The following is a 16685-nucleotide window of genomic DNA, read 5'->3' on the forward strand; positions in this document are numbered from 1 at the left end:
ACCGCGCGCGCCACGTCAGCCGCGCTCGTCGCGGGTGAGCCGCCGGTAGATCGCCAGGTGTCGGATGGCGTCCTGGTGGCGGTCCCCACGCTCGTAGAGGAGGCTGAGGTTCCAGTGGGCGTCGGCGAGCTCGGGGTCTGCGGCGACGGCCTCTTCGTAGCAGCCGCGCGCTTCGTCGGGCCGGTGCGCGTCCTCGAGCACGACGCCGAGGTTGTACCAGCCGAGCGCGCAGGTCGGATCGTGGCGGACGGCGTCGCGGAAGTGGGCCTCGGCGCCGACGAGGTTCGCGTCGGCGTGCAGCAGGCGCCCGAGATTGATGCGCGCGACCACGTTCGCGGGATCGAGATCGAGCGCGTGGTGGTAGGCGGCGCGAGCTTCGAGCGGCGAGCCCTCCTCGATCTCCATCGCGAGGTCGCACCACTGCTCGGACGTGAGCTGCGGCAGCTTGGCGTTGCGCCCGCCGCGCAGCCGCACGACCGCGTCGCCGCGCTTGCGGGGCTCGCGCGACGGCGTGAAGTCGAGCAGCAGCTGGCCCGACTCGGGACGCCAACGCGTCGCACCGTCGAACGCCACCACGCCGCCCCCGTCGGTCTGGACGCTGAGCCGCGTGAGCGGCCGGTCGCCGAGCTGGCGGCGCAGCGAGCGCAGGACCCGGCCGATGGTTCGCATCGGGACGCGCTGCTCGAGGAGGACGCGCGTCGTGCGCAGGAGGAGCAGATCGAGGAAATCGAAGCGCAGGCGCCCGCGGGGGTCGCGCTCGGGGGCGAGCAGCCCGGCACGAACGCAGCGGCGGAGGCGTCCCGGCGGCAGCCCGACGATCCGCGCGGCCTGCGCCGTGTCGAAGTGGGCCGGCGCGGCGCCGTTCCGCCGTTGGGCCGCCACCTACTGCTTCTTGTCGTTGGCCGCGCGGCGCGGCTTTTGGGAGGCGGCGCGGTGCTTCGCGGCCACGCGGGCCGGCGAGCGCACCGGCGCGCTCTCGCGCGCCAGACTCTGCTTCAGCGCCTCCATGAGGTCGATCACCTGGCCGCGCTCCGCCGGCTCCTCGGGAACCGTGATCTCCTGGCCCTCGACCTTCTGGCGCGTGATCTCCTCGAGCCGGTCGCGCCAGTGATCGCGGTACTGCTCGGGCGCGAAGTGCTCGGCGGCCAGCTGCTCGACCAGCTGGCGGGCGAGCGACACCTCGGCCGGCTTCACCGCCGCGGGCGCGCCCTTGTCGACGTCGGTGAACGGGCGGACCTCGTCGGCGTAGTAGAGGGTGTGCAGCGCCAGGCCGTCGCCCAGCGGGCGAATGAGCACGAGGTGCTCCTTGCCGCGCGTGACGTGCTGTGCGAGCGCCACCATGCCGGTCTCGCGCATCGCCTGGGCGAGGAGCTGGTATGCCTTCTCGCCGCCCTTGTCCGGGCCGAGGTAGTTGGTGTTCTCGAAGTAGACCGGGTCGACCTCGGCGAGCGGCACGAACTCCTGGATGTCGAGCGCCTGGCTGGCGGCGGCTTCGAGCCGCTTCAGCTCCTCGTCGGTGAAGAGGACGTACTGGTCCTTCTGGACCTCCCGTCCCTTCACCAGCTCGCGGCGCTCGACGACGCGCTCACAGCGCGGGCACCAGATCTGCTGCTTGATGCGCGACCGGCACTCGCCGTGGATCAGATTGAACGACGGCGTTTCCGAGTGCGTCGCGACATAGAGACGGACGGGTATCGACACCAGACCGAAGCTGACGGTCGCGGAGCCGATCGCGCGGGCCGGCATGGACTTCGACAAAAGCCCATGACCCCGGGACATGTCAAACCTCCGCGAGGAGACCTCCGCGATCAGACCTCGATGACGACCCGGAAGCCGCCCCCGTCGCGGACGACGCCGATCACGTGGTGCCCGTGCGCCTCGGCCGCCCGCGGCAGGTCGTGCGCGCTCTTCGCGTCGCCGAGCAGGATCACGACCTCCTCGCCGCGCCGCCGGGTCTCGAGCCACACGCGCGCCTTCGCCCACGAGAGCGGGCAGCGCCAGGTGCGGAGATCGAGGCACGCGTCGTCCACGTCGTCCTGTGTAGCCGACGCGGCGGCGTCACTCGACGCCCCGGGACGATCCCGGTAGAACCGTTCGTCCGCCTCGAGTCCGTCCATGGAGACCTACACCCTCCGCGCGCGACCGGATGCGCGCCCCGCGCCGCGCTTCCGCATCGACTACGCCGGCGAGCTCAACGCGGCGCAGCTCGACGCGGCGACGTCGCTCGAGGGCCCCATCCTCGTCATCGCCGGCGCGGGCAGCGGCAAGACGCGTACGCTGACCTATCGGGTGGCGCGGCTCGTCGAGTCGGGGGTGCCGCCGGCGCAGATCCTGCTGCTGACGTTCACGCGCAAGGCGGCGGAGGAGATGCTGACGCGCGCCGCGACGCTCGTGGGCGGCAGCTGTGATCGCGTCGCCGGCGGGACGTTCCACTCCTTCGCGAACACGATCCTGCGCCGCCACGGCCGTGGCGTCGGCCTCGATCCGGGCTTCACGATCCTCGACCGCGCCGACGCCGAGGACGTCGTCAACCTGCTGCGCAGCCGCGCCGGCCTCGACCGGAAAGACCGCCGCTTCCCGCGCAAGAACGCCATCCTCGAAGTCTTCAGCATGGCGGTGAACCGCAGCGTCACCGTCGAGCAGCTGCTCGAGGACGACTACGGCCATCTCGCCGATCACCAGGAGGAGCTGATCCGCCTGGGCCACCAGTACCGCACGTACAAGCGCGAGCGCAGCCTGGTCGACTACGACGACCTGCTGGTCCTCCTGCGCGACCTCGTGCGCGACGTGCCCGAGGCGGCCGAGCAGCTCTCGCGCACGTTCCGCTACGTCATGGTCGACGAGTACCAGGACACGAACCGCCTCCAGGCCGAGATCGTGCGCGGGCTCGCCGTCACCCACGACAACGTCATGGCCGTCGGCGACGACAGCCAGAGCATCTACTCGTTCCGCGGCGCCGATTTCCGCAACATCATGGACTTCCGCGAGCTCTTCACGGGCGCGCGGCTCATCACGCTCGAGGAGAACTACCGCTCGACGGCGCCGATTCTCGGGCTCGCCAACGCGGTGATCGACCGCGCCGCCGAGAAGCACACGAAGGTGCTGCGTGCCCGCCGCGGCGGCGGGCAGAAGCCGCTCCTCGTCCGTTGCTCCGACGACCGGGCGCAGTCGCGCTTCGTCGCCCAGCGCGTCCTCGAGCTGCGCGAGGAGGGCGTCTCACTCGACGAGATGGCGGTGCTGTTCCGCTCGAGCTACCACTCGTTCGACCTGGAGCTCGAGCTCCAGCGCTGCGACATCCCGTTCGTGAAGCGCGGCGGCTTCAAGTTCATCGAGACGGCGCACGTGAAGGACGTGCTCGCGCATCTCCGCGTCGTCGCCAACCCGCGCGACGCGGTGTCGTGGCACCGCATCCTGCTCCTGCTCGACGGGCTCGGCCCGAAGACGGCCGACGACGTGTTCCGCCACGTCCAGGGCGCGCCCGACGTCCTCGCCGCGGCGCAGCTGCTGCGCGAGTACCCGCGTCGCGCGGCCTTCACGAAGGAGCTGCTGCGCCTCGCCGACCTCCTCACCGAGATCGGCGCGCCCGAGCTGACGCCGGACGACCAGGTCGGCCGCGTGGTCGGCTTCTACACGCCGATGCTGCGCCACCTGCACCCCGACGACTACCCGAAGCGCGAGAAGGACCTCGAGCACTTCTGCACCATCGCGGCACGCTACCGCGCGCTCGGCGGCCTGCTGACGGACATGGCGCTCGACCCGCCCACCGACAGCGTCGGCGACACGCTCGCGGTCGCGGTCGAAGAGGGCCACCTGACGCTCTCCACGATCCACTCGGCCAAGGGCCTCGAGTGGCGGGTGGTGTTCGTGATCGGCCTCGTCGACGGCCGCTTCCCCTCGTTCCACAACCTGCGCGACCCGTCCGAGGTCGAGGAGGAGCGGCGTCTCCTCTACGTGTCGGTGACGCGGGCGAAGGAGTGGCTGTATCTCAGCTACCCGATCGACGTGTACGACCGCGCGACCGGGATGGTGCTGGGGAAGCCGTCGCGCTTCGTCGAGGGCCTGCCGTCGGCCGTGCTGTCCGGCATGCAGGTCGTCGAGGAAGACATCGACTACGAGTTCGACTGAGCGCCGACCTCCGCGTCGCTCGCGGGTGCGACGTGCAGGAGGCCGCCCAGCCGCTCGGCGTAGACACGATGGTCGGCTGGCCCGGGATGGACGCGACCACTCGCCGCCGCGCGACGGCGAGGCCAGCCGCGAGGCGCCGGCCTGAGCGGCGCGCCGCGGGCGGCCCGGTGGCGCGAAGGGCGTCGTCTCAGACGAGTCGGTCGACCGTGCCCGTCTCGAGCCGGTAGAACGCCTGCACCACGACGAGCTTCCCGGTCGCGACGGCGTCGCCGACGAGCCGGCTGTAGGTCACGAGGTCGCGTGCGCTCTGGCGTACGTTGGCGACGATCGCGGGCCTCGCGTCGCCGCTGCCGTCGGCGGCGCTGCGCACTCCCTCGAGGGCCGGCGCGATGCGCCGCATGATCGCCTCGAGGGCCGGGGATGCGGTCAGCTCGCCGGTCATCGCGGCCTCCACCGCGCCGCAGCGGTCGTGCCCCAGCACGACGAGGAGCCGCGCGCCCAGGCGCCGCACCGCATACTCGATGCTGCCGAGGCCGACCGGGTCGACGACGTTGCCCGCCGTACGGACGACGAACAGCTCGCCGAGCCCGGTATCGAACACGGTCTCCGGCGCGATCCGGTCGTCGGAGCAGCCGAGCACGACGATCGGTGCCGCCGGCGTGCCGAGCAGCTCCCGACGAGCGCGCACCAGGTCGTGCTCGGCCGGCGTGCCGGCGACGAAGCGCCGGTTGCCCTCCGTGAGCCGGCGCCAGAGGCTGGCGGCTTCCACACCCTTGTTGCGGCAGATCTCGTCGGCGCGCGCGCTGCGGCCGGTGACGAACCCCGGAGCGCTCAGCGCGGCGAGGCCCAGGAGATGGACGAGCTGGCGGCGGGTGCACGGCATGGCGCTGTCTCGGAGAGCGTCGGCACGCTTGCCGGGCGACTTGAGCCGTGCCCCGCCGCGCCTCGTCACCCGGCGGCGTCGATCTCGCGCGCGCCGGCCAGCATCAGCGCCTGGATGGCTACGAACGCCTCCGTCCATGCCGCCTGCATCGCCGGCGTCCAGTCGGTCCCGGCGATCTCGGCCAGGGTGGCGACGAGGGCGTCGCCGACCCACGGGTACATGTCGTTCGTGACACCATACTCGACGTGCTTGCGGCCCATGGCCCCGAGCGTCGACGTGAGCCACGCGGCGTCCTCGACGTGGTCGATGACGGCGACGATGGCGTCCTGCAGCATCTGCGCCTGTGCGTCGGCGCTGTTGCGCCCGAAGAGGGCGCGCGCCTCGGGATGGCGCGTGAAGAGGATCTCGTAGAAGCGCGGCGTAATCTCGGGTCGGCGCGACACGACCAGCTCGAGGCTCGACTGCAGCAGCGCGGCGTTCAGGGCCATGGGGTCTCCTTGATACAGGTATTTGTTGTGCCTGTTTTGTCGTCGTGCGCCGCCGAGTGCAAGCCGCGCGATGTTGTCGGCGGTCACCCGGGTGCCTACGATGCCGGCGTGCAGCTGACGAGCTACACGGACTACGCCCTGCGCACGCTGATGTACCTGGGCCTGCATCCGGGGCGTGCGGTCTCCGTGCCGGAGATCGCCTCCGCCTACGGCGTGTCGGCACACCATGTGGCCAAGGTAGGGAAGGCGCTGGTGCGTGGCGGCTTCGTGCGTGCCCACCGCGGACGCACCGGGGGGCTCGAGCTCGCAGGCCCGCCGTCGGTCACGACCGTCGGTGCGGTGGTGCGCTTCACCGAGAACACGTTCGACCTGCTCGAGTGCTTCGACCGGGCCACCAGCACCTGTCCCCTGACCGGCGCCTGTCGCCTCGAGCGCACGCTGCAGCAGGCACAGGCGGCGTTCCTCGACGTTCTCGACCGCGTGACGCTCGCGGATCTCCTCGGCGGCGCGTCGACGCTGGCCGCTCGCCTCCGCGTGCGCCCCGCCGGGCGGCCGAAGGCGGGCCGGCGGCCGCGTGGCAAGCCGGCGCGCGCCGGCGCGGACCCGCGGCGCCGCGCGTCTGACGCCGCTCAGGGGTTGCGCGCGACGAGCTGGACGACGTCGAGCGCGCCCTCGGCAATGGCGGCCGCGAGCGTCGCGCGCTCGGCGACCACGGCTGCACCGGCGGGCGTGGCGCCGAGCCGTGCATGGAGCTGCGCCCGCGCGGCGGTCACCTGCGCCGGCGTCTCGAGCGCCGCCGCGCCGCGGTGGTGCACGTCGACGTCGACGAAGCCCGCACGCCGCAGGGCCGCGAGCCGCGCGGCGACGTCGGCGAAGTGCCACCCCGGCAGCGCCGGCGCCGGGCTGCCGGCGACGCGCACCAGATCCTGCACGCCGAGATGGCCGCCGGGACGCAGCGCGCGACGCGCTTCGGCGAGCACCGCGTCGGCGTCGGCGACGCACGGCAGGCGCTCGACGATCCACACGTGCGTCACCGCAGCGGTCGCGATCGGCAGGCGGTCCGCCGCGGCGACGACGTGCTGCACGGGACGCCGCAGGCCTGCCCGTCGCGTGACGACGGCGCCGCCCGCGGCCAGCATCGGGTCGTCCGTCACCACGATCGCGGTGCAGCGCAGACGCAGCGCGAGCCAGCGGCCGACGCCGCCGAGCTCGTCGGCCAGGGTCAGCACGCGCTCGTACTTGCGGAAGATGCCGTGCCCGCTCAGCCGGTCGAGCAGCGTCGCGGGCGTCCCACTCGGGCTCTCGAGGCCGAAGCCGGGCAGACCCGCCGGCATCGGTCCGCGTGACGCGAGCGCGCGCGCGAGCTCGGCGACCCGGGTCGCGAGCGTCGCCGCCGCCTCGGCCTCCATGGGGCCGCTCTAGCACGGCGCGCACCGCGCGTCCGAGGTTGGCGGCGTGCGACGCCTCGGCTACGATGCGCGCCGCTCGATGCCTGCCGCCTCCGCGCCGCTCCGCTCGCGCCCGGCCTGGTACCGACGTCTGCCGCCGGCGCTCCAGCGTGTGGCCGCGGCGAGCGACCGGGTGCCGACGCTGCCGCTGCGGCCCGGCCCGGCGCTGCGCGGCGCGGTCGATCGGCTGCCTGCGGCGCTCGCGGGCGGACACCAGGTCGACGTGCAGGCGGTGTCGCAGCGGATCGCCGACGGCATCTGCGTCGCGCTCGGCGTGCCGACGCTGCGCGTGCGCGTCGAGGCGCGGCGGCCGCACGACCGCCGCGGCGAGCTGCACGGGCTCTACGTGCCGGGCACCCGCGTCGATACCATCACGGTCTGGATGTACACCGCGAAGCGCGGGCAGGTCGTGGCCTACCGGACCTTCCTGCGCACGCTGCTCCACGAGGTCTGCCACCACCTCGACTACACCTATCTGCGCCTGCGGGACTCCCTGCACACGCAAGGATTCTACCAACGGGAATCCAGCCTCTTCGCGGTGTTGCATCTCACCGAGCCGCCGCCGCGGACGCCGGGGCCGAGCTGAGCCGCGGAGATGCACGCCCCGGCCGAACGCGATAGAAGCGACCCGGCCGCGATGTCCGGTACCGCCACTGCCCGCTCGAACGTGAACGTCGCCCTGGTGAAGTACTGGGGCAAGCGCGACGCCACGCTGAACCTGCCCGCCACGGGCAGCATCTCCGTCACGCTCGACGGCCTGTCGATCGACGCCCGGGTCGCGTTCGCCGCCGACGCCGACCGCTTCGTCATCGACGGCGAGCCGGCCGCCGGCGAGGAGGCGGCGCGGCTCGCGCGCTTCCTCGACCTCGTACGCGGTCTCGGCGGCCGCACCGAGCCCGCGACGCTCGAGACGTGGAGCCGCGTGCCGCGCGGCGCCGGGCTGGCGTCGTCGGCGGCGGCGTTCGCGGCGCTCGCCCTCGCGGCCACGCGCGCGGCGGGGCTCGAGCTCGACGCGGCGGCGCTCTCGGCGCTGGCCCGGCGCGGCTCCGGCTCGGCGGCGCGCTCCATCCACGGCGGCTTCGTCGAGTGGCATCGCGGCACGCGCGACGACGGCCGCGACTCCGTCGCCGCGCCGTTGCTCGCGGCCGGCGCGTGGGACGTCCGCGTGGTCGTTGCGATCACGTCGACCGCGCCGAAGGCCGTGTCGTCGCGCGACGGCATGGCGCGCGCGCAGGCGTCGCCGCTCTATCCCGCCTGGGTGACGGGCGCCGAGGCCGACCTCGCCGAGGCGCGCGCCGCCATCCGCGCGCGCGATCTCGAGGCGCTCGGCGCGCTCGCCGAGCACAGCGCGCTCAAGATGCACGCGATCGGCCTCGCCGCGCGCCCGCCGCTCCTCTACTGGCGCGGCGCCACCGTCGAGTGCGTGCACCGCGTGTGGCAGCTGCGCGCGGACGGCGTGCGCGGCTGGGTCACGATCGACGCCGGGCCGCAGGTGAAGGTCCTCTGCGCCGCGGCCGATGCGGCCGCGATCGAAGCGGCGCTCGCCGCGGTGCCCGGCGTGGTGCGGACGCTCGCGTGTGCGCCCGGCGCCGGCGCGACGGTGCTCGCGTGAGCGTGACGGCGACCGCGCCCGGCAAGCTCTTCCTCACGGGCGAGTGGGCGGTGCTGCGCGGCGCGCCGGCGCTCGTCGCCGCGGTCGACCGCGAGGCCAGGGTCACGATCGCGCCGGCCGACGCCGGGATCACGGTCGTCTCGTGCGCCGAGGCGCGCACCGATCGCCTCGACGGGGCCGATCCCGACGCCCGCCCGAGCGGCGACGCGGCGGCGGTGCGCGCGGTGCTGCAGACGGTCGGCCGCGCCGGCCCGCTGCACGTCGCCGTCGACTCCGAGGCCTTTCTCGTCGGCACGCGCAAGCTCGGCCTCGGGCGCAGCGCGGCGACGCTCGTCGCCACCGTCGCCGCGCTCGGCCCCGACGCCGATCGCGACGCCTGGCTCGCCACGGCCCTGCGCGCGAACGCGCGGCTCCAGGGCGGGCACGGCAGCGGCGGCGACGTCGCGGCGGCGGTCCACGGCGGTCTCATCGAGGTTCGCCGCGAGGGCGAGGGCCTCCGCGTCCACGCCCGCCGCCTGCCCGCGGGCCTGCACCTCGTCGCCGGCTGGACGGGGACGTCGGCGCACACACCGCCGCTGCTCGCACGCTTCTCGGCCGCCGAGCCGCCGGCGGCGCTGGCCGAGCTCGCGAAGGTCGCCGTCCGCGCTGCCGAGGCCGCCGAGCGCGGCGATCGCGACACGCTGCTCGACACGGTCGACCGCTCGGCGGCGCTGTTGACCCAGCTCGGCGCGTCCCTCGATCTACCCATCGTGACGCCGGCGCTCGCCACCCTGGTGCGCACCGCCAACCGGGCCGGCGCCGCGGCCAAGCCGTCCGGCGCCGGCGGCGGCGACTGCGGCATCGCCTTCGCCACCTCCGAACGGCAGGCGGCGGCCGTGCGTGCGGCCTGGGAAGACGCCGGCATCCTGCCGCTCGACGTCGCCATTGCGCCCGCGGGGGCGGCCGTTGGCTGAGCCGATCAGCGAGCGCAAGCGCTCGCACCTCGACCTCTGCGCCGACGGCCCCGTCGAGCACGTGGGCAAGACGACGCTCTTCGAGGAGGTCGAGCTCGTCCACGACGCCCTCCCGGAGCTGGCCGTCGACGCGCTCGACGTGGCGACCACGCTCGTCGGCCGGCCGCTGCGCGCGCCGCTCCTCATCACCGGCATGACCGGCGGTACGGCCGAGGCGGCCGTCGTGAACCGCGACCTCGCGCAGGTGGCCGAGGAGCACGGCATCGGCTTCGGCGTCGGCTCGCAGCGGGCGATGCACGTGCAGCCCGACCTCGCCGACACCTTCCGCGTGCGCGACCACGCGCCGACTGCGCTCGTCTTCGCGAACCTCGGCTCGGTGCAGGCGGCGTCGATGGCCACCGCCGAGATCGAAGGCCTCGTGCGCGCCGTCGACGCCGACGCGCTCTGCATCCATCTGAACCCGGCGCAGGAGATGATCCAGCCCGGCGGCGACCGCGACTTCCGCGGCGGCCTCGACACCATCCGCCGCGTCGTCCGCGAGCTGCCGCTGCCGGTGGTCGTGAAGGAGACCGGCTGCGGCATCGCGCCGCGGGTGGCGGCGCGGCTCGCGGAGGCCGGCGTGCGCACCATCGACGTCTCGGGCGCGGGCGGCACCTCGTGGGTGAAGGTCGAGGCCCTGCGCGCCGACCCCGCGGGGGCGGCCCTCGGTCAGGAGTTCGCCGACTGGGGCATCCCGACCGCCGCGGCGCTCGCCGGCGTGCGCGGCCGCGGGCTCGAGGTGATCGCCAGCGGCGGCATCCGCAGCGGGCTCGACGTCGCCAAGGCGATCGCGCTCGGCGCCCGCGTCGCCGGCGTGGCGCTGCCCGTGTTCCGGGCCTACCGCGCGGGCGGCCTCGACGGCGCCCGCCACTACATCGATCGACTCGTCACCGGGCTTCGCACCGCGATGGTGCTGACCGGCTCGCCGGATCTCGACGCGCTCGGCCGTGCGCCCCTTGTGCTCGGCAGCCGGCTGCGCGATTGGGTCCCATCCGGAGGAGGGGCATGACCAGCTCTCGTATCCCAGCGTTCTACCGCATGAGCGTTCCCGAGCGGCAGCGACGGCTCGCCGAGGCTCTCGGGCTCGACGAGGTCGAGGTCGCCACGCTCACGGCCGCCGACGCGCTGCCGCTCGACGTCGCCGACATCATGGTGGAGAACGCCGTCGGGACCTTCGCCCTTCCGTTCGGCGTCGGGCTCAACTTCCAGGTGAACGGCCGCGACCACCTGATCCCGATGGTGGTCGAGGAGCCGTCGGTCATCGCCGCGGCGTCCAACGCCGCGCTCGTCGCTCGCGCCGGCGGCGGCTTCACCGCCGAGGCGGACCCGGGCGCAATGATCGGCCAGATCCAGCTGGTCCAGGTCCCCGATCCCGCCGACGCCGTCGAGCGCATCGCCGAGGCCAAGCGCGAGCTGCTGGCCCGCGCCGAGGAGCTGACGCCCGGCCTGTGCCGGCGCGGCGCCGGCCCGCGCGACATCGAGACCCATCTCGTCGAGACGCCGCGCGGCGAGACCATGCTCATCGTCCACGTGATCGTCGATACCGGCGACGCGATGGGCGCCAACGCCGTCAACTCGCTCGTCGAGGGCATCGCCCCGATGGTCGAGGACATCACCGGCGGCGCCGCCTGCCTCAAGATCCTCTCGAACCTGGCCGACCGCCGCCGTGCCCGCGCGCGCGTGCGCATCCCGGTCGCGGCGCTCGGCCGCGACGGCATGCCCGGCGAGGAGGTCGCCGAGCGGATGCTCTACGCGTACGAGTTCGCCTGGGCCGACCCGTACCGCGCCGCCACCCACAACAAGGGCATCATGAACGGCGTCGACGCGGTCGCCGTCGCCACCGGCAACGACTGGCGCGGCATCGAGGCCGGCGCGCACGCCTACGCCTCGCGCGACGGCCGCTACCGCTCGCTCTCCACCTGGCGCATCGCCGAGGCCCACCTCGAAGGTGCGATCGAGCTGCCGATGGCGGTGTCGATCGTCGGCCCCGCGGTCGAGTCGCACCCGCGCGTGCGGCTCGCGCTGCGCGTGCTCGGCGTCACCTCGGCGCGCGAGCTGGCGGGCGTCATGGCCGCGGTCGGGCTGGCGTCGAACATGGCCGCCATGCGTGCGCTCGCCACCGAGGGCATCCAGAAGGGTCACATGGCGCTGCACGCGCGGGCGGTGTCGCACGCCGCCGGCGCGCGCGGCGAAGAGGCCGAGCTGCTGCGCCAGCGCCTCATCGCCGCCGGCGAGGTGAAGATCGACCGCGCCCGCGCGCTCCTGCGAAGCCTGCAGGGCACCTGATGCGGACGCCGGCTCGCGGCCGCGCCGGCGGGAAGGTCATCCTCCTCGGAGAGCACGTCGTCGTGTACGGCCGCCCGGCCATCGCGACCGGCCTCCCCCTCGGGCTCGAGGCGGAGGTCTCGGCGGGCGACGGGCCGGCGCTCGCGAGCGAGCACGACGGCGATCCGCGCGGCGCCGACCTCGTGCGCGCCGCCTGTGCGGCGACGGGGCTCGATCCGGCGCGCGTCGTCGTCCGCGTGCGTTCGGAGCTGCCGCCGGGGCGCGGGCTCGGCAGCTCGGCCGCGCTCGCCGTCGCGACGCTGCGCGCCTGTGCGGCCGCGGCGGGACGCACGCTCTCGACCGACGAGGAGCTGGCGCTCGGCCGGCGGCTCGAGGGCGTCTTCCACGGCACGCCGTCGGGCATCGATCCCGCCGCCGCGGCGCTCGGGCGCTGCTTCGGCTTCGTGCGCGGCGAGCCGCCCGTCGTGACGCCGCTCGCGCCGCCCGCGCCATTGCCGCTCGTCGTCGCCTTCGGCGCCTGCCCGCGCGACACCGGTGCCGCGGTCGGCGGGCTGCGCGCGCGCTGGGACGCCGAGCCCGCGACCTACGAGGCGCTCTTCGACGCCGTCGCGGCCGTGGTCGCGCGCGGCGCCGAGGCGTTGCTGCGCGGCGACCTCACGGGCCTCGGCGCCGCCTTCGACGAGAACCAGACGCTGCTCGAGCGGCTCGGCGTCTCGAGCGACGAGATCGGCACGCTGGTCGCGACGGCGCGCCGCCTCGGCGCGCTCGGCGCCAAGCTGACCGGCGGCGGCGCGGGCGGCGCGATCATCGCGCTGGCGACCGATCCCGAGACGCTCGCCGCGCGGCTCGCCGACGCCACCGGCGTGCAGGCGCTCGCGCTCCGCGTCGGCAGGGCACAGGAGGTGGCGGCATGACGGTCCACGAGGCACAGCACGACGCCGGGCTGCGCTCCCGTGTCGAGGTCGCGATCGCGCGCGCGAAGGAGCGGCTGCTCGCGCTCCAGCAGTCGCGCGGGCACTGGCAGGGCGCCGTCGAAGCCGCGCCGAACCTCGAGGCCGAGTACGTCTTCGTGAACCGCCTCCTCGGCCGCGACCGTGCCGACGCCGACCGGTGCATGGCCGAGCGCCTGCTCGCGCTCCAGGGCGACGACGGCGGCTGGACGCTGGCGCCCGGCCTGCCGGGCCACCTCTCGACCTCGGTCGAGGCGTATCTCGCGCTGAAGCTCGCCGGCACGCCGGCCGACGCCGCGGCGCTCGGTCGCGCGCGCGAGTTCATCCGCGCGCAGGGCGGGCTCGCGCGCACCGGCGTACACACCCGCTTCTGGCTCGCGAGCTTCGGGCAGTGTCCGTGGTGGGCGGTGCCGGCGCTGCCGGTCGAGATGATCCTCCTGCCGCCGTGGGCGCCGCTGTCGATCTACGCGTTCTCGGCGTGGTCGCGCGCGATGCTGGTGCCGTTCTCGCTGCTCGTGCTCCAGCGGCCCGAGGTACGCCTCAATCCCGACGAGCGTGTCGACGAGCTGTGGCTGCGGCCGCCGACGCCCGGCGATCTGCGCATGCCGCGTTCGCCGTCGCTCCTCAGCAAGCGCAACTTCTTCCTCGCGCTCGACCGCTCGCTCGAGGCGCTCGGGCGCGTGCGCTGGAAGCCCCTGCGGCGGCGCGCGGTCGCGCGCGCGATCGAGTGGATTCTGCGCCATCAGGACTCGACCGGGCAGTGGGGGGGCATCCAGCCGGCGATGGTGCACGCGGTGCTGGCGCTGCATGCCGTCGGCTTCGCCAAGGACCACCCGGTCATGGTGCGCGGCATGCAGGGCATCGACGATCTCCTCGTCCAGCGCGGCGATCGGCTCGTCTGCCAGCCGTGTCTGGCGCCGACGTGGGACACCGCGCTCGCGCTGCGCGCGTTGCTCGACGCCGGTACGCCGCCGGAGCATCCGGCGCTCGCCCGCGCCGGCGAGTGGCTCTGCGCCGCGCAGATCTTCCGCCCCGGCGACTGGGCGGTGCGCCGGCCCGACCTCGATCCGGGCGGCTGGCCCTTCGAGCTCGCGAACGACCACTACCCGAACGTCGACGTCTCCGCGGTCGCCGCGCTCGGGCTCGTCGATCTGCCGCTGGCGACGGCGCCCGCCGGCCGCCGTGCGCTCGCCCGCGGCGTGCACTGGGTGAGCGGCCTGCAGAGCCGCTCGGGCGGCTGGGCGGCGTTCGACACCGTCGCCGAGGCGCCCGTGCTCGACGCCGTGCCCTTCCCCGACATGGAGGGCGTGGTCGACGCCGCCAGCGCCGACTCGACCGGTCACGTGCTCGAGCTGCTCGGCCGCATCGGCTTCGGCGCCGACTTCGGCCGCGTGCGGCGCGCGCTCGAGTTCCTGCGCACGACGCAGCAGCCGGACGGCAGCTGGAACGGCCGCTGGGGCGTCAACGCCGTGTGCGGCACGGCGCGGGCGCTGGTCGGGCTCGCCGCCGTCGGCGAGGAGCCGCAGGCCCCGTACGTGCGGCGCGCGGCCGCGTGGCTCGAAGCGCACCAGAACGCGGACGGCAGCTGGGGCGAGTCGGTCGCGTCGTACGACGATCCTTCGCGGTGCGGCATCGGCGAGGGGACGCCGACGCAGACCGCCTGGGCGCTGCAGGGTCTCCTCGCCGTCGAGTCGCCGCGGCATCCTGCGATCCAGCGCGGTGTCGCGTGGCTCGTCGCCGCGCAGGGCGACGACGGCGGCTTCACCGAGACGCCGTACACCGGCACCGGCGTGCCGCGGCGGAGCTATCTGCGCTTCGAGCTGAATCCGCTCTCCTACGCCCTGCGTGCGCTCGGGCGCTTCCGGGCGGCGACGGAGACGGCGTGAGCGCCGGCATCGCGCGCCTGGCGGTCTACGTGCCCGGCCACGCGCTCGACGTCGCGACGCTGGCGACGGCGCGCGGCGTGCCGGCGGCGGCGTGGACCGCGGCCCTCGGGCTCGAGACCGTCGCGGTGCCGGCGCCGTGCGAGGACGTGGTCACGCTCGCGGCGACCGCGCTGCTGCGCCTCGGCCAGGTCGAGCGGCTCGACGCGCCCGACGTCGGCCTCGTCGTCGCCGTGACCGGCGCGTCCGTCGCCGTGCCGGTCGCGGCGTCGCTAGCGATCGCCGGGCTCGACGCGCGCGCGCGCGGGCTGGTCGACGTGCGGGGGGCGCGGGCGGGCGGTGCTCGCGGCGCTCCTTCGCGGCCAGTGGGTGCGGGCGGCGCGTGCGTTCCGGCGGCGCGCGCTCGTCGTCGCCGCGGACGTGGTGCCGCCGCAGCCGGCGCCGACGAGCCGCTCCGGGGCGCGGCCGGCGTCGCGGCGCTGATCGGGCCGGACCCGCTCGCGCTCCAGCTCGGCGAGAGCCGGCACCTGCACGGCCGGCGCGGCCGACGACGCCCTCGCCGGCGCGCTGCGTGCCTACCGGCCCGCCGAGCGGCCCGAGCCGGCGGGCGACGAGGTCGTCACCGATCGGCTCGCGCAGGTCTGCTGGGACCTGCCGACGCCGGCGGCGGTGCGCCGCGCGCACGCGCACCTCGTGGCGACCGACTGGCAGGACAACGCGCGGCGCTGGGCCGACGTCGGTCCGCGTTGCGACGCGGCCGCCGCGAGCGCGGTCGCCGAGCAGGTCGAGCCGACGCTGGCGACGGCGGCGCGCGTCGGGAACGCCGGCGCGGCGCAGCTGCTCCTCGCGGTGGCCGGGCTCCTCGAGCAGCAGGGGCGCCGGCTGGGGGGCCGTCGCATCGGGCTCGCCGCGGTCGACGGGGGCACGGCCGAGCTGGCGACCGGGCTCGTGCCGGCGCGCGTCGGCGACGTCTCGGCGCTCGGCCTCGACGCCGCGCTGCGCGCGCGGGTGCTGCTCGACGTCGCCGGCTACGAGGCGTTCGTCCGCGACGCCGGCCGGGGCGGCGCGGTGCCGCCCGGCTTCACGGGAGCCGTGACGCTCACCGTCGCCGACGGCCGCCGCCGCTATCATCGCGTGCCATGAGCGTCGCGCCGGAGGTCGACGCGGCCTACGCCGCGTGCGCCCGGCTGGCCCGCGCGCACTACGAGAACTTCCCCGTCGGCTCGCTGCTGCTGCCGCGCCGGCTGCGCCGTGACCTCGCCGCGGTCTACGCCTTCGCGCGCATGGGCGACGACGTGGCCGACGAGGAGCCGCAGCGGCCCGTCGCGGACCGGCTGGCGGAGCTGGACGGGCTCGAGGAGCGGCTGCTCGCGTGCGCCGCCGACCCCGATGCCGTACGCGAGGCCGTCTTCCTGGCGCTCGGTCACACCATCGCCGCGCACCAGCTGCCGGTGCAGCCGTTCCGCGACCTCCTCACCGCCTTCCGGCGTGACGCCGCCGGCGAGACGCGCACGCTGGCGACGTTCGCCGACGTCCTCGAGTACGCGCGCTGCTCGGCGAACCCGGTGGGGCGCATCGTCCTCGGCCTCTTCGGCCACCGTGACGCCGAGCGCCAGGCGCGGTCCGACGACGTCTGCACGGCGCTCCAGCTCACCAACTTCTGGCAGGACGTCGCCGGCGATCTCGACCGCGATCGCATCTATCTGCCGCAGGAGGACCTCGACCGCTTCCCGGGCAGCCGCGAGGCGCTGGCCGCGCGCGCCGCGACGCCGCCGTTCCGCGCCCTGCTCGGGTTCGAGATCGCACGCACCCGGGACCTGTTCGCGCGCGGCCTCGCGCTGGCGCGCATGGTCGACGGCCGTCTCCGCCGCGAGGTGCGCCTGTTCGCGCACGGCGGCCTGGCGATCCTCGATCGCATCGCGGCGGTCGACTACGACGTCTTCGCACGCCGGCCGACGCTGCGCCGCCGCGACTTCGCCCGGCTCCTGCTGCGGCAGCTGTGGCCGGGGGCGTGAGGC

At 75.1% G+C, this 16685-nt stretch carries 17 protein-coding genes and 1 pseudogene; 11 read left to right on the top strand and 7 right to left on the bottom strand.

Features of this window, described 5'->3' with window-relative positions; all coding sequences use genetic code 11:
• Positions 1-15: 15 nt before the first annotated feature.
• The 3 genes from KIT14_16945 to KIT14_16955 all read right to left on the bottom strand — a co-directional run bounded on the left by KIT14_16945 (position 16) and on the right by KIT14_16955 (position 2030).
• Positions 16-882, bottom strand: a complete 867-nt coding sequence (locus KIT14_16945; GenBank protein MCW5892211.1) for a tetratricopeptide repeat protein — start codon at positions 880-882, stop codon at positions 16-18.
• A complete protein-coding gene (locus KIT14_16950) occupies positions 883-1746 on the bottom strand; it encodes a Ku protein (protein MCW5892212.1) in 864 nt (287 codons plus the stop codon).
• Positions 1747-1808: 62 nt separating this feature from the next.
• A complete protein-coding gene (locus tag KIT14_16955; GenBank protein MCW5892213.1) occupies positions 1809-2030 on the bottom strand; it encodes a sulfurtransferase TusA family protein in 222 nt (73 codons plus the stop codon).
• Positions 2031-2115: 85 nt separating this feature from the next.
• Here KIT14_16955 and KIT14_16960 point away from each other — a divergent pair, with 85 nt between their 5' ends.
• Positions 2116-4125 carry an ATP-dependent helicase gene (locus KIT14_16960; GenBank protein ID MCW5892214.1) on the top strand — a complete coding sequence of 670 codons (2010 nt, stop codon included), beginning with the start codon at positions 2116-2118 and terminating at the stop codon, positions 4123-4125.
• A gap of 187 nt (positions 4126-4312) precedes the next feature.
• Here KIT14_16960 and KIT14_16965 read toward each other — a convergent pair whose 3' ends face one another.
• A complete protein-coding gene (locus KIT14_16965; protein ID MCW5892215.1) occupies positions 4313-5008 on the bottom strand; it encodes a carbonic anhydrase in 696 nt (231 codons plus the stop codon).
• Positions 5009-5073: 65 nt separating this feature from the next.
• Positions 5074-5496 carry a flavohemoprotein gene (locus tag KIT14_16970; protein MCW5892216.1) on the bottom strand — a complete coding sequence of 141 codons (423 nt, stop codon included), beginning with the start codon at positions 5494-5496 and terminating at the stop codon, positions 5074-5076.
• Between the two features lie 108 nt (positions 5497-5604).
• Here KIT14_16970 and KIT14_16975 point away from each other — a divergent pair.
• Positions 5605-6042 (top strand): annotated as a pseudogene (locus tag KIT14_16975) (Rrf2 family transcriptional regulator).
• 83 nt (positions 6043-6125) lie between these two features.
• Here the strand turns inward: KIT14_16975 and KIT14_16980 are convergent.
• A complete protein-coding gene (locus KIT14_16980; protein MCW5892217.1) occupies positions 6126-6635 on the bottom strand; it encodes a methyltransferase domain-containing protein in 510 nt (169 codons plus the stop codon).
• Positions 6636-6951: 316 nt separating this feature from the next.
• Here KIT14_16980 and KIT14_16985 point away from each other — a divergent pair, with 316 nt between their 5' ends.
• From KIT14_16985 to shc, 7 genes are read left to right on the top strand one after another with little or no spacing between them, the layout of a single operon-like run.
• Positions 6952-7530 carry a hypothetical protein gene (locus tag KIT14_16985; GenBank protein ID MCW5892218.1) on the top strand — a complete coding sequence of 193 codons (579 nt, stop codon included), beginning with the start codon at positions 6952-6954 and terminating at the stop codon, positions 7528-7530.
• Between the two features lie 51 nt (positions 7531-7581).
• On the top strand, positions 7582-8556 hold the full coding sequence (gene mvaD / locus KIT14_16990; GenBank protein ID MCW5892219.1) for a diphosphomevalonate decarboxylase: 975 nt from the start codon (positions 7582-7584) through the stop codon (positions 8554-8556).
• Positions 8553-9509 (top strand): hypothetical protein, encoded by a 957-nt coding sequence (locus tag KIT14_16995; protein MCW5892220.1) that lies wholly within the window; start codon positions 8553-8555, stop codon positions 9507-9509. The genes mvaD and KIT14_16995 overlap by 4 nt, the downstream gene beginning before the upstream one ends.
• Entirely contained in the window at positions 9502-10557 is a 1056-nt protein-coding gene (gene fni, locus KIT14_17000; protein MCW5892221.1) for a type 2 isopentenyl-diphosphate Delta-isomerase, read from the top strand. The genes KIT14_16995 and fni overlap by 8 nt, the downstream gene beginning before the upstream one ends.
• Positions 10554-11834, top strand: coding sequence for a hydroxymethylglutaryl-CoA reductase, degradative (locus KIT14_17005; protein ID MCW5892222.1), 1281 nt, complete (start codon positions 10554-10556; stop codon positions 11832-11834). The genes fni and KIT14_17005 overlap by 4 nt, the downstream gene beginning before the upstream one ends.
• Entirely contained in the window at positions 11834-12748 is a 915-nt protein-coding gene (gene mvk / locus KIT14_17010) for a mevalonate kinase (protein ID MCW5892223.1), read from the top strand. Before KIT14_17005 ends, mvk begins: the two co-directional genes overlap by 1 nt.
• Positions 12745-14670, top strand: coding sequence for a squalene--hopene cyclase (shc, locus tag KIT14_17015; protein ID MCW5892224.1), 1926 nt, complete (start codon positions 12745-12747; stop codon positions 14668-14670). Before mvk ends, shc begins: the two co-directional genes overlap by 4 nt.
• 269 nt (positions 14671-14939) lie before the next feature.
• On the opposite strand, the gene KIT14_17020 is transcribed toward shc, so the two are convergent.
• A complete protein-coding gene (locus KIT14_17020; GenBank protein MCW5892225.1) occupies positions 14940-15200 on the bottom strand; it encodes a hypothetical protein in 261 nt (86 codons plus the stop codon).
• Positions 15201-15336: 136 nt separating this feature from the next.
• On the opposite strand from KIT14_17020, the gene KIT14_17025 reads away from it, so the two are divergent.
• Both KIT14_17025 and hpnC read left to right on the top strand, forming a co-directional pair.
• A complete protein-coding gene (locus KIT14_17025) occupies positions 15337-15810 on the top strand; it encodes a hypothetical protein (protein ID MCW5892226.1) in 474 nt (157 codons plus the stop codon).
• Between the two features lie 44 nt (positions 15811-15854).
• Positions 15855-16682 carry a squalene synthase HpnC gene (hpnC, locus tag KIT14_17030; protein MCW5892227.1) on the top strand — a complete coding sequence of 276 codons (828 nt, stop codon included), beginning with the start codon at positions 15855-15857 and terminating at the stop codon, positions 16680-16682.
• Positions 16683-16685 lie beyond the last annotated feature (3 nt).

This window comes from bacterium, assembly GCA_026129405.1.
Taxonomy (GTDB): Bacteria; Desulfobacterota; Binatia; order DP-6; family DP-6; genus JAHCID01.